The organism is Novosphingobium beihaiense, from assembly GCF_022832375.1.
Lineage (GTDB): Bacteria > Pseudomonadota > Alphaproteobacteria > Sphingomonadales > Sphingomonadaceae > Novosphingobium > Novosphingobium beihaiensis.
In genome coordinates, this window is the sequence record NZ_JALHLG010000052.1 from 1 (window position 1) to 21,585 (window position 21,585).

Annotated in this window: 20 protein-coding genes; 11 read left to right on the forward strand and 9 right to left on the reverse strand. The window is 65.8% G+C overall.

The features are described 5' to 3' along the window. Positions 1-22 precede the first annotated feature (22 nt). Positions 23-2,104 (reverse strand): S9 family peptidase, encoded by a 2,082-nt coding sequence (locus MTR66_RS18955; protein WP_407673081.1) that lies wholly within the window; start codon positions 2,102-2,104, stop codon positions 23-25. A 51-nt stretch (positions 2,105-2,155) separates the two neighbouring features. Here MTR66_RS18955 and MTR66_RS18960 point away from each other — a divergent pair, with 51 nt between their 5' ends. From MTR66_RS18960 to MTR66_RS18985, 6 genes are all read left to right on the forward strand, one after another. Beyond that, positions 2,156-3,976, forward strand: coding sequence for an aminopeptidase P family protein (locus MTR66_RS18960; RefSeq protein WP_243923874.1), 1,821 nt, complete (start codon positions 2,156-2,158; stop codon positions 3,974-3,976). 95 nt (positions 3,977-4,071) lie between these two features. After that, the gene (locus MTR66_RS18965; protein ID WP_243923875.1) at positions 4,072-4,443 is read left to right on the forward strand and encodes a VOC family protein; all 372 of its coding nucleotides are present in this window, start codon (positions 4,072-4,074) and stop codon (positions 4,441-4,443) included. A 290-nt stretch (positions 4,444-4,733) separates the two neighbouring features. Beyond that, positions 4,734-5,114: a VOC family protein gene (locus MTR66_RS18970; protein WP_243923876.1), complete on the forward strand. Its 381-nt coding sequence runs from the start codon at positions 4,734-4,736 to the stop codon at positions 5,112-5,114. 225 nt (positions 5,115-5,339) lie between these two features. After that, complete coding sequence (locus MTR66_RS18975) at positions 5,340-6,005, forward strand: EF-hand domain-containing protein (protein ID WP_243923877.1); 666 nt, start codon at positions 5,340-5,342, stop codon at positions 6,003-6,005. A gap of 40 nt (positions 6,006-6,045) precedes the next feature. Next, a complete protein-coding gene (locus MTR66_RS18980) occupies positions 6,046-6,780 on the forward strand; it encodes a response regulator (protein ID WP_243923878.1) in 735 nt (244 codons plus the stop codon). Beyond that, positions 6,777-8,198 (forward strand): ATP-binding protein, encoded by a 1,422-nt coding sequence (locus MTR66_RS18985; RefSeq protein ID WP_243923880.1) that lies wholly within the window; start codon positions 6,777-6,779, stop codon positions 8,196-8,198. Before MTR66_RS18980 ends, MTR66_RS18985 begins: the two co-directional genes overlap by 4 nt. A gap of 10 nt (positions 8,199-8,208) precedes the next feature. Here MTR66_RS18985 and MTR66_RS18990 read toward each other — a convergent pair whose 3' ends face one another. Together MTR66_RS18990 and MTR66_RS18995 are read right to left on the reverse strand one after the other, a co-directional pair. Continuing rightward, positions 8,209-10,893, reverse strand: coding sequence for a M1 family metallopeptidase (locus tag MTR66_RS18990; protein ID WP_243923882.1), 2,685 nt, complete (start codon positions 10,891-10,893; stop codon positions 8,209-8,211). A gap of 4 nt (positions 10,894-10,897) precedes the next feature. Beyond that, complete coding sequence (locus tag MTR66_RS18995; RefSeq protein ID WP_243923884.1) at positions 10,898-12,496, reverse strand: helicase HerA-like domain-containing protein; 1,599 nt, start codon at positions 12,494-12,496, stop codon at positions 10,898-10,900. 121 nt (positions 12,497-12,617) lie between these two features. Here MTR66_RS18995 and pabB point away from each other — a divergent pair, with 121 nt between their 5' ends. The 4 genes from pabB to arfB all read left to right on the forward strand — a co-directional run bounded on the left by pabB (position 12,618) and on the right by arfB (position 16,784). Then, on the forward strand, positions 12,618-14,453 hold the full coding sequence (gene pabB, locus MTR66_RS19000) for an aminodeoxychorismate synthase component I (protein WP_243923886.1): 1,836 nt from the start codon (positions 12,618-12,620) through the stop codon (positions 14,451-14,453). Beyond that, positions 14,453-15,619: a pyridoxal phosphate-dependent aminotransferase gene (locus tag MTR66_RS19005; RefSeq protein ID WP_243923888.1), complete on the forward strand. Its 1,167-nt coding sequence runs from the start codon at positions 14,453-14,455 to the stop codon at positions 15,617-15,619. Before pabB ends, MTR66_RS19005 begins: the two co-directional genes overlap by 1 nt. A 99-nt stretch (positions 15,620-15,718) precedes the next feature. Next, the gene (locus MTR66_RS19010) at positions 15,719-16,381 is read left to right on the forward strand and encodes an RluA family pseudouridine synthase (protein ID WP_243923890.1); all 663 of its coding nucleotides are present in this window, start codon (positions 15,719-15,721) and stop codon (positions 16,379-16,381) included. Continuing rightward, entirely contained in the window at positions 16,368-16,784 is a 417-nt protein-coding gene (gene arfB, locus MTR66_RS19015; RefSeq protein ID WP_243923892.1) for an alternative ribosome rescue aminoacyl-tRNA hydrolase ArfB, read from the forward strand. Before MTR66_RS19010 ends, arfB begins: the two co-directional genes overlap by 14 nt. A 3-nt stretch (positions 16,785-16,787) precedes the next feature. Here the strand turns inward: arfB and MTR66_RS19020 are convergent, their stop codons facing one another. The 6 genes from MTR66_RS19020 to dksA form a co-directional block, all read right to left on the reverse strand. Next, a complete protein-coding gene (locus tag MTR66_RS19020; RefSeq protein WP_243923894.1) occupies positions 16,788-16,997 on the reverse strand; it encodes a hypothetical protein in 210 nt (69 codons plus the stop codon). Positions 16,998-17,135: 138 nt separating this feature from the next. Continuing rightward, positions 17,136-17,504 carry a hypothetical protein gene (locus tag MTR66_RS19025; RefSeq protein ID WP_243923896.1) on the reverse strand — a complete coding sequence of 123 codons (369 nt, stop codon included), beginning with the start codon at positions 17,502-17,504 and terminating at the stop codon, positions 17,136-17,138. Between the two features lie 356 nt (positions 17,505-17,860). Next, positions 17,861-18,250, reverse strand: a complete 390-nt coding sequence (locus MTR66_RS19030) for a DUF4112 domain-containing protein (RefSeq protein ID WP_243923931.1) — start codon at positions 18,248-18,250, stop codon at positions 17,861-17,863. Between the two features lie 68 nt (positions 18,251-18,318). After that, on the reverse strand, positions 18,319-19,842 hold the full coding sequence (locus MTR66_RS19035; RefSeq protein WP_243923898.1) for an ABC transporter substrate-binding protein: 1,524 nt from the start codon (positions 19,840-19,842) through the stop codon (positions 18,319-18,321). A 68-nt stretch (positions 19,843-19,910) separates the two neighbouring features. After that, on the reverse strand, positions 19,911-20,276 hold the full coding sequence (locus MTR66_RS19040; protein WP_243923902.1) for a PilZ domain-containing protein: 366 nt from the start codon (positions 20,274-20,276) through the stop codon (positions 19,911-19,913). Between the two features lie 181 nt (positions 20,277-20,457). Continuing rightward, positions 20,458-20,916: an RNA polymerase-binding protein DksA gene (gene dksA, locus MTR66_RS19045; protein ID WP_243923904.1), complete on the reverse strand. Its 459-nt coding sequence runs from the start codon at positions 20,914-20,916 to the stop codon at positions 20,458-20,460. A gap of 357 nt (positions 20,917-21,273) precedes the next feature. On the opposite strand from dksA, the gene MTR66_RS19050 reads away from it, so the two are divergent. Further along, positions 21,274-21,582, forward strand: coding sequence for a hypothetical protein (locus MTR66_RS19050; protein ID WP_243923906.1), 309 nt, complete (start codon positions 21,274-21,276; stop codon positions 21,580-21,582). Positions 21,583-21,585 lie beyond the last annotated feature (3 nt).

Sequence of the window (21,585 nt, forward strand, 5' to 3'; positions counted from 1 at the left end):
ACACGAACGGCAAGGGCCTTCGTTACCCCTCCACGCCCAGCTGCCACAGGATGAAGGCGAATTCCTCCGCCGTTTCCTTCAGGCTTTCGAAACGGCCGGACTTGCCGCCGTGGCCCGCGCCCATGTTGGTCTTGAAAATCAGCTCGTTGTCATCGGTCTTCAGCTCGCGCAGCTTCGCCACCCATTTGGCCGGTTCCCAATAGGTCACGCGCGGATCGTTGAGCCCGGCCGTCACCATCAGCGGCGGATAGGCCTGCGCCGTGATCTGGTCATAGGGGCTGTAACTCAGGATATGTTCAAAGGCGGCCTTGTCCTCGATGGGATTGCCCCATTCGGGCCATTCGCCCGGCGTGAGCGGCAACGTCTCGTCCAGCATGGTATTGAGCACGTCGACGAACGGCACATGCGCCACCACCGCGCCCCACAGATGCGGATCGGAATTGATCACCGCGCCCATCAGCTCGCCGCCCGCCGATCCGCCCGCGATGGCGATCTGTCCCTCGCGGGTGAAGCCGCGCTCGATCAGGCCTTTCGCGCAGTCCACGAAGTCGTTGAAAGTATTGGTGCGGTGCTCCAGCTTGCCCGCCTTGTACCAGGCGCGGCCCATGTCGTCGCCGCCGCGGATATGGGCAATCGCATAGGCAAACCCGCGATCGACAAGGCTGAGCCGCGCGGTCGAGAAACCGGGATCAATGGAAATGCCGTAAGCGCCATAGCCGTAGAGGTAGAGCGGCCCCGCCCCCTCGCGATCCTTGCGGTACACGATGCTGACCGGAATCGCCGTGCCGTCGCGCGCGGCGATCTCCAGCCGCTCGGTGGCATAGAGCGAGGCGTCATAGCCCGAGGGGATTTCCTGCACCTTGAGCGTTTCCATGGTGCGCGCGGCAACATCGTAATCGAGTACTGACGACGGCATGACCATCGATTCGTAGGACAGCCGCAGCGTGTCCATGTGCCATTCGGGATTGTTGGACAGCCCGGCGGAAAAGCTCGCTTCGGGAAATTCGATCGGCTCGATCCGCGCGGAATCGTCGTAATAGCGCACCTCGATCCGGTCGAGCCCGCGCACGCGCCCCTCGATCACGTAGAAATCGCGGAACAGGTCGACGCCGGTCAGATAGAAATCGTCCGTTCCCTCGATCAGCGTCGTCCATTCGCCGGGATTGCTGAGCGGCGCGGTGGCGAGGCGGAAGTTCTCATGCGTGTCGTTGGTGTGGATGTAGAGCACGCCGTCGCGCTCGTCGGCATCGTATTCCACGCCCTTGGCGCGCGGCTTGACGAGGATCTGCTCGCCCAGCGGATCGTCGGCGCGCACCAGCCGCGCTTCGCTCGTCTCGTGATCGCTGGAGCCGATGATCAGCCACTTCTCGTTCGAGGAAAGCGAAGAGCCGACGCGGAAGCCCTCGTCGTCCTCGTGATAGAGCTCGACATCCTTTTCCAGCGGCTCGCCCAGCCAGTGCAGCCGGGCATTGTCGGTGCGCCACTGTTCGTTGGCGAGCGAATAGACCAGCCCCTTGTCCTCGGCCACCCAGACGAGGCTGGAGAGCGTGCCGGGGATCTCGTCCGCCAGCAGCTCGCCGGTCTCCAGGTTCTTGATCCGCGCGGTGAAGCGTTCCGAGCCGTTGTCGTCGATCGCATAGGCCAGCAGCTTGCCGCTGGCGCTCACCGAGATCGCGCCGAGGCGGAAGTAGTCCTTGCCTTCGGCCAGCGCCACTTCGTCGAGCATCAGCTCGTCGGCGGAACCATCGTCCGGTGCGCCCACGGGCCTGCGCCACCACTTCTTGTATTCGGCGCCTTCCTCGAACTCGATCCAGTAGAGCCAGTCGCCGTCCTTCTGTGGCACCGACTTGTCCGCTTCCTTGATGCGGCCGCGCATTTCGGTGAACAGCGCATCGATCCGCGCCTGATGCGGCTTCATCCGCGCCTCGAACCAGCGGTTCTCCGCTTCCAGATGGGCCAGCACTTCCTTGTCCGCCACTTCGGGATAGCCCGGATCGCGCAGCCAGGCGTAATCGTCCGGAACGGTCAGGCCGTGGCGGGTGAAGGACTGCGGCTTCTTGGCCGCCTGCGGGGGACCGGAAAGGGTCGGGGTGGAATCTGCCATGCCCCGCATCTATGTAGCGAAGATGCCCCCTGCAAGCCGGATACCCCAGACATGCTGATGAATACCCATGAAGCCCGCCTCGATGCCCTGCGCAAGGAACTGAAGGCGCGCGGCCTCGATGGCTTCGTGATCCCCATTTCCGACGAGCACATGAGCGAATACGTGGGCGCCTATGCCCAGCGCCTCGCCTGGCTGACGGGCTTTGGCGGATCGGCCGGCACGGTGGTCGTGCTCACCGACCCGGCGCTGTCCCCCTCTGCCGCGATCTTCGTCGACGGGCGCTATACCATTCAAGTGCGCGATCAGGTGGACGAGCGGCTCTTCGCTTACGAAAGCGTGCCGCAGACGAGCCCCGCCAAGTGGCTGGAAGCCCACGCCCCGCAAGGCGCGGTGATCGGCTACGACGCCTGGCTGCACGGCGTGAAATGGGCCGAGGCGGCGGACAAGGCGCTGGCGGGCCGGGGCGGCAAGCTGGTGGCGGTGGACAGCAACCCCGTCGATGCGATCTGGGAAGACCGCCCGCTGCCCTCCTCCGCCCCGGCGCAGGTCCACTCCGGCGATCTCGCCGGGCAATCCAGCGAGGCCAAGCGCGCGGCCGTGTCCGAATGGCTGACGGGCAAGCGCCTCGATGCCACGGTGATCACCGCGCTCGATTCGATCGCCTGGCTGCTCAACATTCGCGGCACCGATGTGGAGCGCACCCCGGTCGCGCTGTCCTATGTGATCGCGAAGGCGGACGGTACCGCCGATCTGTTCATCGCCGAAGAGAAAGTGACGCCGGAACTGCGCCAGCATCTGGGCAATGCCGTGACGATCCGCCCGCGCAGCCAGTTCGTGACCGGGCTGGAAGAACTGGCGGGCAAACATGTCGCCGTGGACCCGGCCCGCGCCGTGGCCGCCATCTTCGAAGTGCTGCGCAAGGCCGGGGCCAGTGTCGCCGAGGAGACCGACCCCACCGTGCTGCCCAAGGCGGTGAAGAACCCGGCCGAACAGCAGGGCCACCGCGATGCGCAGGCACGCGACGGCGCCGCTGTCTCGCAATTCCTGCACTGGCTCTCGCTGGAAGGGCCCAGGGGCGAAGTGACCGAAATGTCCGCCGCCGACCGGCTCGAAGCCTTCCGTCAGGCGCGCGGCGACTTGCGCGATCTCTCGTTCGACACGATCTCCGGCGCCGGTCCGAACGCGGCGATCTGCCACTACCGCGTCACCGACGAAACCAGCCTGACGCTGCAGCCGAACTCGGTCTACCTCGTCGATTCGGGCGGCCAGTACCCCGACGGCACCACCGACATCACCCGCACCGTATGGATCGGGCCGGGCGAGCCGGGCGCCGAAGTGAAGGACCGCTTCACCCGCGTGCTCAAGGGCCATATCGCGCTCGCCATGGCGGTGTTCCCCAAGGGCACCACCGGCAGCCAGCTCGACGTGCTCGCGCGCTATGCGCTGTGGCAGGCGGGCATCGACTATGCCCACGGCACCGGCCACGGCGTCGGCAGCTTCCTCTCGGTCCACGAAGGCCCGCAGCGCATCGCCAAGCCGTCGAGCGGGCAGGCCGGAAGCGACCAGCCGCTGATGCCGGGCATGTTCCTCTCGAACGAGCCGGGCTACTACAAGACCGGCGAATACGGCATCCGCATCGAGAATCTGGTGCTGGTCGAACCGCGCACGATCGCAGGGGCCGAAGGCGAATACTACGGCTTCGAAACCCTCACCCACGTGCCGATCGAGCGCCGTCTGGTCGATTGCAGCCTGCTCACCCGCGCGGAGCTGGAATGGTGGAACGCCTATCACGCCCGCGTGCTGGAACTGATCGGGCCGCAGCTCGAAGGCGAGGCCAGGGCGTGGCTGGAGGCCCAATGCGCGCGCCTGTAAAGCGCCGTTCATGACAGCGTGAAAGATCGTTTGTGAAAGCCAATTTGTTCACTTAATGTTCCACCACCTGATGCGATTCGCAAGGAGAGTGAGACATGATTGGGTACGTGACGGTCGGCACAAACGATCTGGAACGCGGCGCGAAGTTCTACGACGCGGTCTGCGGCGAACTGGGCGTGGGCCGGATGATGGATTTCGATAGCTTCATCGCCTGGGGCGTTCCGGGCGGCGGGGCCGGTATCGGCCTGACCAAGCCCTTCGACGGCCAGCCCGCGACGGTCGGCAACGGCGTGATGGTGGCGCTGGAAGCCAAGGACAAGGATCAGGTGCAGCGCCTCTACGACATCGCCCTTGCCAATGGCGGCACGTGCGAGGGCCCTCCGGGACCGCGTGGCGACGAGGGCTTCTATGCCGCCTATTTCCGCGATCTGGACGGCAACAAACTGAACGCCTTTATCATGGGCTAAGATTCTGGATGAAGTCCGTATCACTATTTCCCCTCACCCCCGCGCAAGCGGGGAACCCGCTTCTGGCTGCATAGCGTCAGGAAGAGCGGCGGGCCCCCCACCTTCGCGGGGACGACAAATTGTGAGGTGAACTTCGTTTCCACCACACTCGAACGGATCAGCATTCAGCCTTAACGGTCTGCAAATGGAGATTTTCGGCTCACCATTTTCTGAATGCTGATCCGCTCAAAACCTTGCCTGCATTCTCTCCGCCTGCTTCAAAGACGGCGGAGAGAATGCAGGAGAGAACGATGCCGGTTGCGCATGTAACCTTCGGAACCAACGACCTTGCGCGCGGTGCGCGCTTTTACGATGCGATCATGGCCGAATTCGGCGGTACCCGCGCCTTTGCCCATGACAAGGCGATCGGCTGGAGCTTTCCCGACGGCGGGCCCAGCATCGGCATTACATATCCGTTTGACGGCGAGCCCGCGAACCGGGGCAACGGCACGATGTTCGCTCTGATGGCGGCCGGCGAGGACATGGTGCGGCGCGTCCATGGCGCCGCGCTGGCCCATGGCGGCAGTTGCGAAGGCCCGCCAGGGCTGCGCGCCAACGGCTTCTACGCTGCCTACTTCCGCGATCCCGACGGCAACAAGATAAACGCCTTCTGTGCCCCGGCAGCGCCGTGACCTGCGCGTTCGGGGGCTGCTTGCTGAACGCGCGTTCATCCAGTTTTCCTGCCCATGAACAACGCGGCCAGACTGTGACAATTGACGACAATAATCGGGTGCTACGGCACATCTGCGCGACAAGCGCGCCGTAGAAAGGGCCTCAGAGAGCCGCGGGGCATATCTTCCCCCTCCCTTCCCCAGCCCCGTGGCTCTCATCCCTTTCCCTTTGGGAGTGAGATGACAATGAAGACTGCAATCAAGACCCTGACGCTCGGCCTTTCGGCCGCAGCGCTTTCGATCGGCGGTATCGCCTATGCCCAGCCGCCCGGCCCGGCCAAGCCATTCATGGATGCCAACAAGGACGGCCTGATCACCCGCGATGAAGCGCAGAAGGCCGCCGAGGGCATGTTCACCCGGCTCGACTTCAACAAGGACGGCAAAATCGATCAGGCCGACCGCGATGCCCGCCATGCCCAGCGGCGCGGCGCCATGTTCGCGAAGATCGATACCAATGGTGACGGTTCGATCTCCAAGGACGAATTCATGGCCGCCAAGGCGCCCGGCCCGCGCGGTCCCGGTATGAAAGGTCCCGGCATGACTGGACAGGGCATGACCGCACAGGGAATGACGGGCCCGGGCATGGCCAATCCCGGCAAGAAAATGTCCCGCTGGGGCGGCAAGGGCAAGCGCGGCCATCACGGCAGGCACGGTCACGGCATGATGATGCTGAAAATGGCCGACACCAACAACGACGGCGCCGTCAGCAAGGCCGAATTCATGACGGCTTCCACCAAGCACTTCGACATGATGGACGCCAACAAGGACGGCCAGGTTACCAAGGAAGAACGCCAGACCGCGCGCCAGAACATGCGGGCAAAGTGGCAGGCAGCCCAACCGGCCAAGAAGTGACTGGACAAACCACCGCCAAGGGGTGTGGAAGAATACCTGTATGAACGATACCACGCCCCCGAGCCTGCTTCTGGTCGATGACGAGGCGGCCCTGCGCGAACCCCTGGGTGACTATCTGTCGCGCCAGGGGTTCGACGTCGTCCAGTCGGCCAGTGCCGCCGAAGCCCGCAGCCGCTTGCGCGACGGCAAATTCGATCTCGTCCTGCTCGACATCATGATGCCGGGCGAGGACGGGCTTTCGCTGTGCCGCCACCTCGTCGAGACGCAGGACATCCCGGTTATCTTCCTGACCGCGCGCGGCGAAGCGACCGACCGCATCGTCGGCCTCGAAATCGGCGCCGACGATTACGTCGTGAAGCCCTTCGAGCCGCGCGAACTGGTCGCCCGCATCCGCAGCGTGCTGCGGCGCGCCGCCCGCAGCGCGCCGCCCGCGCCGGAGAACGAGGCGCTCATCTTCGAAGGCTGGCACCTCGATCCGCTGAAGCGCCGCCTCACCGATCCGGAAGGCGCGGCCGTGGCCATTTCCTCGGTCGAATTCCGGCTGCTGATGGCGTTCCTCGAACATCCCCGGCAAGTGCTCAATCGCGACCGGCTGCTCGACATGGTCCAGGGCCGCGAGGCGCACCTGTTCGACCGCGCGGTCGATAACCAGGTCAGCCGCCTGCGCCGCAAGATCGAGATCGACAGCCGCAATCCGCAACTGATCCAGACCGTCTGGGGCGGCGGCTACATGCTGGCAACCGACGTGAAGCGGGTCCCGCTCGATCCCGAATGAGGATCCCGCAACCCCGCAGTCTGATGGGCCAGATGCTGCTGGCCGTGGCCATCGCGCTGCTGCTGGTGCAGGGGCTCAGCTCGTTCCTCATCTACAAGGCGCAGCGCGAGGCCTACGAAACCGGCATGATCAATGTCGCTGCGTTCCGGCTGATTGTCGATACGCGCGGCCCCGGCGCATTCTCCCGTCACAACCATTCGCCGGACCGGAGCGCCATCGGCAACCCGCCGCCGCGCGCCTTCCCTCTGGAAATCAGCAACCAGTCACCCATCGAGCAGAACGAACAGCGCGATGCCCATGCGGAGCAGCGCCTGCGCGACGTGCTGGCCGACCAGAATTTCCCGCAATCGGAAATCGTCATCGTGCACCGGGCCGTGGCGAAAGACCCGGTTGCCCGGAACAGCGCCTTGCGCCGGGCCGCGCGCCACAAGCTGGGCGCCGACGCGATCAGCGGGATGATGGAGAGCCACGTGCTGGTGGTGGGCGTGCGTCCGCTGAACCAGCAGGACTGGCTGATCGCCCGCGTGCGTTCGCCCCGCGCGGTGAACATCCTGCTGATGCCGCTCGTGCTGCAGACCTTGCTGATCTACGCCGTGCTGGTGGGGGCGGTCGCATTGATCCTGCGCCGGATCACCCGGCCGCTGGCCGCGCTGACCCGCCGCGTCGAGCGCTTTGCCGCCACCCCCGACGCGGAAGGGCAGATCGTCCCCTCCGGCCCGGACGACATGCACCGCCTGATCGTGGCGCACAATGCGATGGAAGCGCGCATTGCCGCCATGCTCGATGAAAAGAACGTGATGCTGGGCGCGATCGGCCACGATCTGAAAACGCCGCTCGCCGCCTTGCGCGTGCGCATCGAATCGGTGGAGGACGAAACCGAGCGCGCCCGCATGGCCGCGACGATCGAGGACATCGTGCGCACGCTCGACGATATCCTCTCGCTGGCCCGCGTCGGCCGCCCCGCCGACCCGCGCGAACGAACCGAACTGTCCGCCCTCGTCGCCTCGGTGGTCGAGGAATACGAGGATATGGGCGAGCCGGTGGAACTGGGCGATACCAAACGGATCGTGCTCGAACTGCGCCCCACCTGGCTGCGCCGCGCCTTGCGCAACCTCATCAGCAATGCCTTACGCTACGGCCAGACCGCGCGCGTGTCGTTGGCCCGCGAAGGCCCCAGCGCCGTGGTGCTGATCGAAGACGACGGCCCTGGCATTCCCGCCGGGCAGATCGAGGACATGATGAACCCGTTCACCCGCGGCGATCCATCGCGCAATTCGGCAACCGGAGGCGCGGGGCTCGGCCTTGCCCTGGCCCGCGCCATCGCCGATCAGCACGGCGGCGCGCTCACGCTTGCCAACCGGCTTTCGGCAACGGGCGAGATCGAGGGGCTGACCGCCCGGCTGGAGATACCGGTCTGACGCCGGTCGATCAGCGCAGCTTACGGAATTCCTGGTCGATCTGAACGCCCATCATGTCTTCGAGCAGGCCGCAATTGCGCACCCGCTCGATAGCGCGCTCCAGTTCCAAGGCGCCGGGGGTACCGGCCAGTCTGTTGCGGAAGTCGCGGGCAATGCGCCCGGCCCAGGCGACCGAGCAGAACCGGCCGAGCGCTTGCGGCAGGCGGGCCGCGAACAACGGCCCGTCGCGGCTCGCCAGCAGCCGGTCCGTGTTCGCCAGCGCCCAGTCATACCCCAGTTCACGCGTGGCGCTGCGGGCCATGATCCCGTCCAGGAATTCGCGCTTCTCGCTCTCGCGAAGGCGCGGATCGTCGAGCGCGAGCAGCCAGTGCGCCATGTCCTTGCTGCTGGTGCGGGCAGCGGCGCGCAGCGCGGCGGGGCGGAACACCGGGTCTTCCGAGTCCAGTGCCTTGTCCACCAGCGCCTTCGCCGCCGCTTCCTTGTGCGTGAACAGATAGACGTCGAGCGCGTGATCGAACCAGGCCGGGTCCAGCGCCTGCGTATTTCCGTCCAGATAGGCGGTGGCAGCCTCGCTCATTTCGCGGCGCAGCCCTGCCCCCCGGCCCGTGCCGAGCAGCGCGGAAACGACCTGCACCCGCCGCTGCGTGCGGGCAGGCGCGTCGCGAGCATAGACACCCGCACGCGGATCGAAGCCGTATTTCTTGAGCAGCTTGCCATAGAGATGTTCGCGAAAAAGCCGGTACCGGCGCCGTGCCTGCGGGCTGAGCATGCCTTCCATCATCATCTGGCTAAGCGCCCTGTCCGGCGCGTCCGCGGCATGGGGATCGGGATGCCGGATCAGCTTGCGCGCCAGTTGCGCCATCTCGCCGATCGTGCCGCGCCCGGCCCGGACCGAGGCCCACAGCGAATCGACCAGCGCTTGCGCCTCACCGCCCGGCAAGTCCCCCGCCTGAGATATAAGCCGGCTCCAGTGCTGCGCCGTCAGCTCGAACCGGTAGTAGCCGGTGCCGCCCGCATTGGGGAACACCGGGCCCTCTCCCGCGATCGTGAAGGCCTGTGTGTCCTTATCCATCAGGAAACAGCGGCGCACCGCGCCCCGGCGCAGGCACAGCGGGATGATCCAATGCGCTTCCGGCGGGGCAACGCCTGCCGTCGTGTAGCGCAGCTGGGTGATCGTCACCTTGTCCCCCTGCTGCCGCATCGCCAGCAACGGCACGCCCTGCTGCTCCACGAAGCTGCGCATCGCCGGGACCAGCCGGGGATCGCCCGCGACATCGGCCAGCGCCGCGAAGAAATCCTCGCTGGTGGCGGAGCCGAAGCGGTGGGCGGAGATATAGCGGCGCACGCCCTCGCGGAACGTATCCTCCCCCAGCCAGGCCGCAATCATGCCGATGATCTGGCCGCCCTTGCCGTAAGTGATCGAATCGAACGCAGTATCGATCTGAGTATTCACCGCGATCGGCTGGCGCACCGGCCTTCCCGCCAGCAGCGCATCGGTTTCCATCGCCCGGAACCCGTCGCTCAGCGCATCGCCTTTGATGCCGAGATCGGGCCGCCAGGCGTCGCCGATGCGGTAGCCAATCCAGTTGGCGAAACTCTCGTTCAGCCAGAGGTCGTCCCACCACGCAGGCGTGACAAGATCGCCGAACCACTGATGGCCCAGCTCGTGCCCGGCGATAATCCCGAAATCGCGCTGCTGCATGACGGGAGCCTTGCCGTCCAGCACGATGATATCGTCGCGGTAGAGCCCTGCCCCCGCGTTCTCCATGGCGCCGGACAGCACAGGCGTCGTCACCTGATCGAGCTTGGGAAACGGAAACGGCTCGCCGAAATAGTTTTCGAGCAGGCCCACGATCTCGCGCGTGCCCGCCATGGCATAAGCCAGCCGGCCGGCATTCTGCCGGGTGGAATCGATCCGCACCGGCAAGGGCGTGGCGCGCTGGGCGTTGGGCGGCACCGTGCCTTCCAGGCTGGCAAACGGCCCTACCATCATCGCCACCAGATAGGTCGGCAGCGGCGGGGTGGGGGCGAAATGGTGAACGGCAAGGCCCGCTTCCCTCTGCGGCGTGCCCAGTTCGGGGCTGTTGCTGATCGCCATCAGTCCCGGCGGCGTGCGCAGCGTGATCGTGAAAGGGGTCTTGAAGCCCGGCTCGTCAAAACCGGGGAAGGCCGCGCGCGCATCGATCGATTCGAAGTGGGTCCAGCTATACCATTCCCCCTCGACCTCGACGTGGAACATGCCCGCCGGGCCATCGGCAAAGGCCGCGCTGTAATCAAACACGAGCGTGACGGGACCAGCGGGCAGCGCCTCACCGAACGACAGCCGCACGACGCCGGTCGGATCGCGCTCCTGCCATTGCCCCGGCACCGTGCGCCCCGCCACTTGCGCCGCCGCGCGCGAGACCGAAAGGCCCCGCCCGTGAAGGTCGATGAAGCGGGCGGGCCGCGCCAGCGTCACGTCGATCTCCGCATGGCCGGAGAAACGGGACGCCGCGGGATCGACGGTCAGATCCAGCCGGTAGGCCTGCGGAACCGCGTCATGGCTCAGCCGCCCCAGCGGCAGCGGATGCCCAGGCGTGACGGTAATTTCCGCCGGCGCGGGGTCCGCGCCTTGCGGTTCCGGCTGCGCATGAACCGCCCCCGGAAGGATCGCGAAAACGAAAGCGAAAAGGATCAGACGGCGCAATAAGCCCATCAGCCTAACGCATCAGCCCCCCGATCAGATTGCGCGCAAACCGGCCCAGGCCGGGCACTCCGATAGCCCGGCTCAGCGTGGTGCCAATGGCCCCTGCTGCCGCACTGGCCGCCGAAGCCCCGGGATTGGCCCGGCTCTTCTTGCCCTGGATCGTCTGCGCGAGAATGGACCCGGCGCTGGCCGCCGCCGCACTGGCCGCCGCCTTGGCCATCTTGCCGCCGATCCCGTCCCACAGGCTGGGGCTGCGGCGTTCGCGCTTGCGCACTTCCTCCTCGCCCTTCTGCGCCACTTCCTCGGCGGTGGCGGCCGCATCGGCGGCTTTGGCAGCCAGCACTTCCTCGGCGCTCTCGCGGTCGACGCGGGTGTCGTACTTGCCCTCGCAAGGGCTGATCGACTGGACGATCGCGCGCTCCTTCGCCGTCACCGGCCCCAGCCGCGAGCGCGCGGGCGCAATCAGCGTGCGCTGGACCACGCTCGGTGCGCCTTCCCCGTCCAGCGTCGAGACCAGTGCCTCGCCCACCTTGAGTTCGGTGATCGCCGCTTCGACATCGAGATCGGGATTGATGCGGAACGTCTCCGCTGCCGCCTTGATCGCCTTCCTGTCGCGCGGGGTGAAGGCGCGCAGTGCGTGCTGCACGCGGTTGCCGAGCTGACCCGCGATATCCTCGGGAATGTCGACCGGGTTCTGCGTGCAGAAATAGACGCCCACGCCCTTGGAGCGGATAAGGCGCACGACCTGCTCCACCTTGTCCTCCAGCGCCTTGGGCGCATCGTCGAACAGCAAGTGCGCCTCGTCGAAGAAGAACACGAGCCGGGGCTTTTCCGGATCGCCCACTTCGGGCAGCGCCTCGAACAGTTCGGACAGCAGCCAGAGCAGAAACGTGGCGTAGAGCTTGGGGCTGCGCATCAGCTTGTCCGCAGCCAGCACGTTGATATAGCCGCGCCCCTGCTCGTCGCACTTGATGAAATCCTCGATCTCCAGCGCGGGCTCGCCGAAGAACTGCGCGGCGCCCTGACTGTCGAGCGAGAGCAGTTGCCGCTGGATCGCGCCGACGCTGGCCTTCGTGATATTGCCGTACTTCGCAGACAAGTCCGAAGCGTTTTCCGCCGCATAGGCGAGCATTGCCTGCAGGTCTTCCAGATCGAGCAGCAGCAGGCCCTGTTCGTCGGCAAAGCGGAAGACGATGTTGAGAATACCCTCCTGCGTCTCGTTGAGGTCCATCAGCCGCGCCAGCAGCAGCGGGCCCATCTCGGAAATGGTGGTGCGCACCGGATGACCCTGCTCGCCGAAGATGTCCCAGAACACCGCCGGATTATCGGCATAGGCATAGTCGGCAAGGCCGATTTCCTTCGCCCGCCCTTCCAGCTTGTCCGCATGCTTGAACGCAGGGCTGCCCGCCATCGAAATGCCGGACAAGTCGCCTTTCACATCGGCGAGGAATACCGGCACCCCTGCGGCGGAAAACTGCTCGGCAATGCTCTGCAAGGTCACCGTCTTGCCGGTGCCGGTGGCGCCCGCGATCAGCCCGTGCCGGTTGGCTCTCCCGAGCAGCAGCTCCTGCTTCTCGCCATTGCCGCCCAGCCCCAGGAATATCTCGCTCATCGCCCACCCGTCTCGTTTTGCCGAATACCGTTTCCCAAGGTGATAGAGCGGGCGCCCCGCCAGCGCGAGAGTGTTTTTGCCAGAGGGGCGCGGCATCGCTAGAGGGCTGATTTCAATCCTTATGACAGACCCTTTCGTCCTCCTTGATGATGCCCGCACAGAGGGCGCTGCCGATGCCCGGCTGTTCCGCCATCCGGTGGAAACCGTCGTCGCGCGGCGCGGCGAGGACGTGCTGCCCGCGCTGGCGCGGATCGAAGCGCTCGCGCGCGAGGGATATCACCTTGCCGGGTATCTCGCCTACGAAGCCGGGCTGGCGCTGGAACCCCGGCTGGCCGGACTGCTGCCTGCCCGGACCGGCGCGGCCGGGCCGCTCCTATGGTTCGGCGCCTTTCGGGAATGCGAACGGATCGCTGCCACCGATATGCCGCGCTGGCTCAGCGCCGAAGCGGGCCCGGCCACGCCGGAAATCGGCCCGCTCGAACCGCAAGTGGACATCGGCGCCTATACCCGCGCCTTCGATGCCCTGCGCGCCGCGATCGAGGCGGGGGATATCTATCAGGCCAATCTGACGTTCCCGCTGGCAGGCCCCTGGCGCGGCGATCCGCTGGCGCTCTACGGCGCGATCCGGCCGAGCGCGGCGGCCGGCTATGGCGGCGTGATCCATGACGGCAGCCACTGGCACCTGAGCTTCTCGCCCGAACTGTTCTTTTCGCTGCGCGGCGGCACGGTGCGGGTCAAGCCGATGAAAGGCACTCGCCCGCGCGGACGCGATGCCCAGGAAGACGCCCGCCTGCGCGCGGACTTGCAGGCCAGCCCCAAGGACCGGGCCGAAAACCTGATGATCCTCGATCTCATGCGCAACGACCTGTCGCGCGTGGCCGAGGCGGGATCGGTCACGGTCGAAAACCCGTTCCACATCGAAAGCTATCCCACGGTGCACCAGATGGTCTCGCCCGTGCACGCCACCTTGCAGGGCGGCAAAGGCGCGGTGGACCTGCTGCGCGCGCTGTTTCCCTGCGGATCGATCACCGGCGCGCCCAAGATCCGGGCGATGGAACTGATCGCCGAAACCGAACATGGGCCGCGCGGCGTCTATTGCGGATCGATCGGCCATATCGAACCCTCTGGCGATGCTGCGTTTAATGTGGCAATCCGGACTTTGCGCCTGTCGTCAGCCAAAAACGGGGGACACGATAGCGGCGGCGGCCGTGCGGTCCTGGGGGTGGGATCGGCGATTGTTTCGGATTCAGAGGCGCTTCCCGAATGGCGGGAATGCCTGATCAAAGGGGGTTTCGTGCGAGAGTCGGATGCGCGGCAACCGGGAGAGCCCGCCTCGCCCGCAAGCTTCGATCTTATCGAAACGATGCGTTTCACGCCCGAAGAGGGCATTCCGTTGCTCGAACTTCATCTGGAGCGGATCAAGGCCAGCGCCGCCGCGCTCGGCTTCACGTTCGACCGGCACGCCGTGCGCAATGCGATTCAGGCGCTGTGCTTCGATGCGGACAGCCCCGCGAAGCTGCGCCTCGTCTCCGCGCGCAGCGGCGCCTATGCGCTGGAACTGGCGGCGATGCCGGAAAGCCTGCCCGATCCCGCCGTCGTGGGCGTGATGCGCATCCCGGTCGATCCCGGCGACTGGCGGCTGACGCACAAGACCAGCGACCGCAGCTTTTACGAAACCGGCCTTGCCGCCGCGAAAGCCGCGGGCGCGCACGAGGCGCTGTTCCTGCGCGACGACGGGCTCGTCACCGAAGGCACGTTCACCAACCTGTTCGTCGAGCGTGACGGCAAGCTGCTCACCCCGCCCGCGCGGCTCGGGCTGCTGCCCGGCGTGCTGCGCCGCGCGCTGATCGAGGAAGGCCGCGCCGTGGAAGCGGAACTGACGCTGGACGATCTGGCGGGCGGCTTCCTGATCGGCAATGCCCTGCGCGGCCTGATCCCGGCCCGGTTGCTCACCTGATGCATATCTCCAACGCCCTTTCGCGCATCGCCCCGTCGCAAACGACGGCGATGACCGACCGCGCCACCCAGCTTCGCGAAGAAGGGCGGGACATCATCTCGCTCTCGGTGGGCGAGCCCGATTTCGCGACCCCGCCGCATGTCTTGGCGGCCGCGAAGGCCGCGCTCGATGCGGGCGATACGAAATACACGCCCGTCGGCGGCACTTCGCGGTTGAAACAGGCCGCCGCGCTGCACTTCGCGCGCGATCTCGGCATCGAGGTACCCGTCTCGCAAGTGACGGTAAGCGCGGGCGGCAAGCAGGCGATCTTCCACGCCATGCTCGCCACCGTCAGCGAGGGCGAGGAAGTGATCGTGCCCGCGCCCTGGTGGGTGAGCTATCCCGAGATCGTGCGCTTCGCCGGGGGCAAAGTGGTGCCGCTGCACACCCACGCGAAAGACAATTTCCGTTTCAGCCCCGCCGATCTGGAAGCGCAGATCGGCCCGCGCACGCAGTGGCTGCTGCTCAACAGCCCCGGCAATCCCACCGGCGCCTGCTATCCGGCGGACACGCTGCGCGGGATCGGCGACGTGCTGCGCCGCTATCCGCAAGTCATGGTGCTGTCGGACGATATCTACGCGCCGATCAATTACACCGGCGCGCGCCACGCAACGCTGGCGAACTTGTGCCCGGATCTCTCGGACCGCATCCTCACCGTCTCGGGCGTCTCCAAGAGCCACGCGATGACCGGTTTTCGCATCGGCGTTGCCGCCGGGCCGGAATGGCTGATCAAGGCGATGGAACGGCTGCAGTCGCATTCCTCGGGCAATCCCTGCTCGATCAGTCAGGCCGCCGCCGTCGCCGCTTTCGAAGGGCCGCAGGATTTTCTGGCGGACTGGTGCGAGCGCTTCCGCGCGCGGCGCGATCTGGTGGTCTCCGCCATCAACGCGGTGCCCGGCCTCTCCACCCCGGTGCCCGATGGCGCGTTCTACTGCATGGTCGATGCCGCGCCGCTGATGGCCCGCTTCGGCGACGATCAGGCGCTGGCGTTGCACCTGCTGGAGCATGGCGTCGCCATCGTTCCCGCTTCCGCCTTCGGCGGCCGCGACGGCTTCCGCATCAGCTTCGCGGCGGACGAGGCCAAACTGGAAGAAGCCTGCCGCCGCATTGCCAGGGCCGTAACGTGATACCCCACCGCCCCTTCCCCGCTCGTGCTGAGCTTGTCGAAGCACGCAAGTCCGGCCCTATCGTGCTGCGACAAGCCCGGCACGCACGAAAGTAGATTCATGGAACTCGACATCCTCTTCGAAGACGGCGAAGCGCTGGTCATCGACAAGCCCGGCGGCCTGCCGCTCGACCGTCCGCGCGCGGGCGGCCCCTGTCTGGAAGACCACCTCGACGATCTGAAGCTCGGCTTCCAGCGCGCACCCAGCCCGGTCCACCGGCTCGACCGGGACACTTCGGGCTGCCTGCTGCTGGCGCGCAATCCCAAGGCGCTGAAACGCTTCTCCGCCGCCTTCGAGCAGCGGCTGGCGGAGAAGCGCTATATCGGCATTGTCGCGGGCGAGGTGGCCGAAGAGGAAGGCACGATCGCGCTTTCGCTCTCCAAAGTCAGTACCGCGAAAGACGGCTGGCGGATGATCCCTGCTCGCAAGGGCAAGCCCGCCGTCACCCACTGGCGCAAGCTCGATAGCCGCGATGGCCTCACACTCGTCGAATTCCGCCCCGAGACCGGCCGCACCCACCAGATCCGCGTCCACGCCGCCTCCGGCCTCGGCGTGCCCCTGCTGGGCGATCCGGTCTACGGTTCGGGAAAGGGCGCGGGCCGCACGATGCTCCACGCCGCCGGGCTCACCGTGCCGCGCGGCGAGAAGCCCCCGATCGTGGCCGTGAGCCCGATGCCCGCCGATTTCACCGCGCTCGGATTTGCGGATCATGACGCCGGTTGAAGAGACCATCGGCCGGGCTCAGACGCTGGCGAGCGAGAGCTTCATCGCCTCGGCCGGGCCCGGCGGGCAGAACGTCAACAAAGTGGCGACCGCGGTGCAGCTGCGGCTCAACATCTATGCCCTGCGCCTCTCCCCGCCGGTCTTCGCGCGGGTGAAGGAACTGGCGGGCAGCCGCATGACCTCGCACGGCGAACTGGTGCTCACCGCGCGCAAGTTCCGCACCCAGGAGGCCAATCGTGCCGATGCCCGCGAGCGGCTGGCCGAACTGCTGGAGGAAGCCCACAAGCTGCCGCAGAAGCGCGCCAAGAGCCGCCTCAACCGGGTCGGCAAGGAACAGCGGCTGAAAGGCAAGAAGCTGCGCGGCTCGGTCAAGGCCGGGCGCGGCAAAGTCCGCTTCGACTGAACGCTACCGCGCGGCTTCGCTCGCCGCGTCCGTGGGCTGCGCCATCGAGGGTTCGAGCGCTTCGGGCGGCGGACGGCGCGCATCGAGCATGGCGGCGGCCTCGTCCAGCGCACGCGCTTCGCCCACGGTCACGCCGCCAGGGCCCGGATCGTTATCGGCCTTGCCGCACGCGGCGAGCGCCAGCAGGCCTGCAAGAAGACAGCAGCGTTTCATGATGCCGTTTCTATAAGCTGAAATCCTGCGCCATTGCGAGCCCGTAAAGCGGGCGAGCCGACCGGCTGCTATTGGGAAGCGCCGAAAGGGTGCGGTACGGCAGGGAAGCCGGGGGAAGCGGACGTAAGATTCCACTTTTTAGCGAAAATTGGAACGTGACCGCAGTGCATGTTCGAATCTACCGAAACCCGGATACAGGTAGCTCCAATAGATTCTTCGCCCGTCATGAGTTTCCAAGTAATCGTATCCTGTCAATGTTTTGCCAGTCTTGACTATGTCACGCCAATCGACGCGATGCCGCTTCCAGCCCAATGTCAGGCCAAACATGTGCGCTGGCCCCTCTACGTAGTCTGATTCCCAAGTGACGTCATGAGCGTGGGTAAGTGACGGCGCCATAAAGCCGACGAGCAAAGCGCCGGTAACCAAGAGTCCGATCCATACGCCGAAGCCATCTTGCTCCGCATGCATGAACAAGACGGCGATCCCAATAAATCCCAGCAGAGCCATGCAGACGCCAGCGACTACCACGATCGCAGCAGACACTTTTCCAGGCGTTATTCGGTTCGGTGCGCTAGGTTGTCTTCTCGCATTGAAGGTTGCGATTGCGGCTATAACCAGCATCGTGGCGAAAACGACAATAGCCGTGTGCATCTAAGAAAATCTCGTGAAACGTTTAACACCTGATCCACACCCTTAGTCGCGAAATCAAGCGTGTGAAGCATTGCCAATGTCCGAAATGTCGGCGTATCCGGAACGTCCGCTTACAGACAGAAATCCTGAAAAGCGGCCATGAATGCCTTCGATAAAATTTGTCCGCCCAGCCCGGCCTGATCCGCCACGCCCGTTCATTCCGGGCAAATAGGTCAGGCGTCGATCACCCGCGTGTGCGGATGGTGCTTGTCGAGATGCTTGCGGATGATCTTCAGATTGCGGCTGTTCGAGCGGTAGAGGAAATCGAACAGGTCGCCCGCCACCGGCACTGCACCGACCAGCGTATCGAAGCCGACATTGGCGGTCATGCGCGCGAGTTGCCACTTCGACATGCCGAGGTTGCGCGCTTCCCACACGAGGTAGAGCCCCATAGCCGCCGCGATCGCATCCCCCACGACAGGCACCAGCCCGACCAGTGCATCGAGACCGAACTGCTGGCGGGTGCCGGGAACGGTGAAGGCGCGCTCCAGCACGTGCTCCATCGCCTCGATACGCCGCCGGATCGAGACCGGATCGGTGCCGAGCGGTAGTTCGTAGTCCATACGGCGGGTGGAATTGCGGCCTGCTGCCAATGGGTTTCCTTCGTTCAACCGGCGTTCGCCGCCGAAACTTATTTGGGCAGCCAGGCCAGCGGCATCAAGGGGTGCCAGCCCCAGGCATTGGGCGAGAACCCGTTCACGCTGCCGCGCACCAGCGACCAGCGGATCGGCGTTCCGAAGGGGATGAAGACATTGGCGGAGGTCAGCTCCGCCTCGGCCTCGGTGAGCAGCGCAGCGCGATCCTCGGGCGTGGCAGCCTCTTCGGCTTCGGCGACGCGCGTGTCCGCCTCTTGCGAGCAAAGCCCCCGCCGCGACGCGCAGGACAGGCGGTTGAGGAACCATGCCGCACGCGGATAGCGGGCCACATCGTCCACCAGCACGAGATCCGCCGCCTGCATGTCCTGCGTGCGGCCCAGCCCGACGCCAATCGTGGCGAAATCCTCGGCCAGCTTTTCGAACAGGACCTGCGAGCCATCGCCATCGGGCAGCCACAGTTGCAGCGTGACGGCAGGCGGTTCGGGCGCCGCGCCGCCTGCGGGGGCGTCTCCTGCCGCCGCTTCGCCCGTACCGGACGCCCAGCCCCGCACCCGCGCCGCCGCGACCTGCCGCCGCTCGTCGAGCGACTGCCCGGCCCAGCGCTCTCCGATCGTGCCCAGATCGCCTTCCAGGCTGGGCGTGACGATCCGCGTGGTGGGCGACCAGCCGCCGACGCCGAACGGCTTGATCAGGGCTTCGCGGTCGACCGCCATCGCCAAGGCCTCGCGATTGGCCGGTTCAGCCAGAAAGCCGCGGGCATTCATCACCTGCAGCCCGAACAGGCCGACAACCGGATCGATCTGGATCGTGCCGCGCAGGATACCGACCGAGCGGGTCAGCATGAAATCCTCGATCCGGCCGCCCAGCACGAGATCGGCCTCGCCTTCGTTGAATTGCTCGACCGCTTCGGGCCCGGCTACCGAATGCAGCACGATCTGGCGCGTGCGGGTATCCCAGTTCTCGATCGACGGCAGGCCGAGGTCGGCCGGATCGACCGGGGTCAGGCGCGCCGTCCCGTTCTCGCGCGCCAGCGTCATCGGCCCGGCGCCGCGCTTGCCGTGATAGAGGCCGAGTTCCGGCTGGGCCAGGAGCTGCAGCAGAAAGGGCATCGGCCGGTTCAGCCGGATTTCGATGACCCGGCTTGCCATCGTCCGGATTTCGTCAATCCCCGACAGATCGAGCGCCAGCGGCGTGCTGCCAAGCGACTTGAGCGCGGCGTTCAGCGCCCGCCGGGCCGAATCGGCAGTGATCTCGTCGCCATTCGCCCAGTTGCCGTCGCGCAGGCGGAAAATGTAGCTCTGGCCATCGTCGGTCACGATCCAGCGGTCCGCCAGAGCCGGGATCACCCGCCCTTCCGCATCGAAGGCGACCAGTCCTTCGACCGTGGCCCCGCGCACAAGCTGCGCTGCCGTGGTCAGTCTGATGCCGCTCTGGAACGGATCGTCCGGCGCGCCGATCACGGCCACGTCGAGCGCGGACGTATCGACACCGCTGCACGAGACGAGAGGAAATGCGGCCAGGACGGCCAGAACCTTCATCGCTGTGCTCTTGGCCTGCATGAAGCCCCGGTTAGCCCATTCCGGCAACGCAGCAAATGCGCACGAGACAAATTTTCGCAAGGAACGCGTCAGATTTTGCGGATGTTCTCGCCCGGTGCGAAGTGGGCCTCGTGATTGCGCACGAAGCGCGGCGCCGTGTCTTCGGCCGCGCTGACCGGCGCGCGGGCCAGCTTGGGATCGATATCGGTGCTGAAGGCAACGCCGAAACGGTTCTCCTGAACCCAGGCCACCGAACCTTCAACCCAGCCGACATTGCGGATGTTCACTTCGACCATGGCGCCGCGCACCACGCGCACCGCGCCTTCGCCCATCATGCCCCCGGCAGACAGGTTGCGGACCTTGATCCGGTATTCACCGTCAAGACCGCCCACGCGCAAGTCAGCCATGAGAAACAGGCTGTCACGCGCGACCTGACGATTGTCACCTTCGTTCATGAACTCCGTCCGGCATTCGAACCCGCACATCGCGCTGTGCCGCCCCGCGCTGGCCGGATACCGGGCGCAGCGCACGGCGCAAGGGCTATTGTGCTAAACAAGCCGCTTACCGGCAAGTGGCAAACAAACGCTTAATGCGCCCCTTCCCGCAATACCGATTCGCCCGCGGCACAGCCACCGGTCAATCGTCGCGCGAAATCTTCTCGCGGCGCTCATGGGCTTCCTGCGCCTCGACCGTCATCGTCGCGATCGGGCGCGCTTCCAGGCGGCCAAGGCCGATCGGTTCGCCCGTCACCTCGCAATAGCCGTATTCGCCTTCCTCGATCCGGCGCAGGGCGGAATCGATCTTGGCGATCAGCTTGCGCTGGCGGTCGCGCGTGCGCAGTTCGATGCCCCAGTCGGTCTCGCTCGACGCGCGGTCGTTGAGATCGGGCTCGCGAATGGGCCCGTCCTGCAACTGCTGCAGCGTACCGGCGGCCGCGTCGAGAATCGAACGCTTCCAGGCGTGAAGCAATTTCCGGAAATAGTCCTGCTGCGCCTCGCTCATATAAGGCTCGTCAGCAGCGGGAATGTAAGAACCGCCAATGGCCCGCTTGGCCTTGGCGAGGACATCGATATCGTCAGTAAGGGCCGTTGCCATCCAGAGAAACTCCGCACGTGTCTCGCGGATCGCCAACGCCCTGCAGTCCCGGACTTTTTCCGGTAACCGTAAAACGATCCGAGGTTTGGGGGCCTATAGTTCGGCATATTTCCGGGCACAAGCACATATGGCGGTGCGTCCACAAAAATCCCGAATACCATCCCGCCGCGGCACATTCCGGATCAGGCTTCGGCAACTTTCCTATTTGCCATTAACCATTTCTTGACAGGCTGCGCCCCAACGTGGCGGCATCGGAAGACCAAATATGCGGTCCGAAGAAAGGGGTACTGAAACAGACGGGGGTAATGGAACATGAAAACTGCCTGGAACACACAATTTCAACATGCCGAACCGGCGATGGCCGCCGACTTCAATGGCGAAGACATGCTCGTCGCGGAATGCCTGGCTGCTGCCGCAGAAGGTGACTTTTCCGCCTATTTCGACCTTGGCGTCGCCTTTTCGACCGGCAGCCATGGGGCAAGCTGCGATCTGGTCGAAGCGCACAAGTGGTTCAATCTCGCGGCCGTCTCCGGCCATGAGGAAGCAGCCCAGTGCCGCGCCGAAGTGGCAGAGGATATGACCGCCCGCGAGATCGCCGAAGCCCAGCGCCGCGCGCGCCAGTGGCTTGCCGCCGCGAATCGCGTTTCCGGCCTCAAGGCTGCCTGACGT

Coding starts and splice junctions, on each gene's coding strand:
- MTR66_RS18955 (WP_407673081.1), bottom strand. CDS start 2,104: ATGGCAGATTCCACCCCGACCCTTTCCGGTCCCCCGCAGGCGGCCAAG.
- MTR66_RS18960 (WP_243923874.1), top strand. CDS start 2,156: ATGCTGATGAATACCCATGAAGCCCGCCTCGATGCCCTGCGCAAGGAA.
- MTR66_RS18965 (WP_243923875.1), top strand. CDS start 4,072: ATGATTGGGTACGTGACGGTCGGCACAAACGATCTGGAACGCGGCGCG.
- MTR66_RS18970 (WP_243923876.1), top strand. CDS start 4,734: ATGCCGGTTGCGCATGTAACCTTCGGAACCAACGACCTTGCGCGCGGT.
- MTR66_RS18975 (WP_243923877.1), top strand. CDS start 5,340: ATGAAGACTGCAATCAAGACCCTGACGCTCGGCCTTTCGGCCGCAGCG.
- MTR66_RS18980 (WP_243923878.1), top strand. CDS start 6,046: ATGAACGATACCACGCCCCCGAGCCTGCTTCTGGTCGATGACGAGGCG.
- MTR66_RS18985 (WP_243923880.1), top strand. CDS start 6,777: ATGAGGATCCCGCAACCCCGCAGTCTGATGGGCCAGATGCTGCTGGCC.
- MTR66_RS18990 (WP_243923882.1), bottom strand. CDS start 10,893: ATGGGCTTATTGCGCCGTCTGATCCTTTTCGCTTTCGTTTTCGCGATC.
- MTR66_RS18995 (WP_243923884.1), bottom strand. CDS start 12,496: ATGAGCGAGATATTCCTGGGGCTGGGCGGCAATGGCGAGAAGCAGGAG.
- pabB (WP_243923886.1), top strand. CDS start 12,618: ATGACAGACCCTTTCGTCCTCCTTGATGATGCCCGCACAGAGGGCGCT.
- MTR66_RS19005 (WP_243923888.1), top strand. CDS start 14,453: ATGCATATCTCCAACGCCCTTTCGCGCATCGCCCCGTCGCAAACGACG.
- MTR66_RS19010 (WP_243923890.1), top strand. CDS start 15,719: ATGGAACTCGACATCCTCTTCGAAGACGGCGAAGCGCTGGTCATCGAC.
- arfB (WP_243923892.1), top strand. CDS start 16,368: ATGACGCCGGTTGAAGAGACCATCGGCCGGGCTCAGACGCTGGCGAGC.
- MTR66_RS19020 (WP_243923894.1), bottom strand. CDS start 16,997: ATGAAACGCTGCTGTCTTCTTGCAGGCCTGCTGGCGCTCGCCGCGTGC.
- MTR66_RS19025 (WP_243923896.1), bottom strand. CDS start 17,504: ATGGCTCTGCTGGGATTTATTGGGATCGCCGTCTTGTTCATGCATGCG.
- MTR66_RS19030 (WP_243923931.1), bottom strand. CDS start 18,250: ATGGACTACGAACTACCGCTCGGCACCGATCCGGTCTCGATCCGGCGG.
- MTR66_RS19035 (WP_243923898.1), bottom strand. CDS start 19,842: ATGCAGGCCAAGAGCACAGCGATGAAGGTTCTGGCCGTCCTGGCCGCA.
- MTR66_RS19040 (WP_243923902.1), bottom strand. CDS start 20,276: ATGAACGAAGGTGACAATCGTCAGGTCGCGCGTGACAGCCTGTTTCTC.
- dksA (WP_243923904.1), bottom strand. CDS start 20,916: ATGGCAACGGCCCTTACTGACGATATCGATGTCCTCGCCAAGGCCAAG.
- MTR66_RS19050 (WP_243923906.1), top strand. CDS start 21,274: ATGGCCGCCGACTTCAATGGCGAAGACATGCTCGTCGCGGAATGCCTG.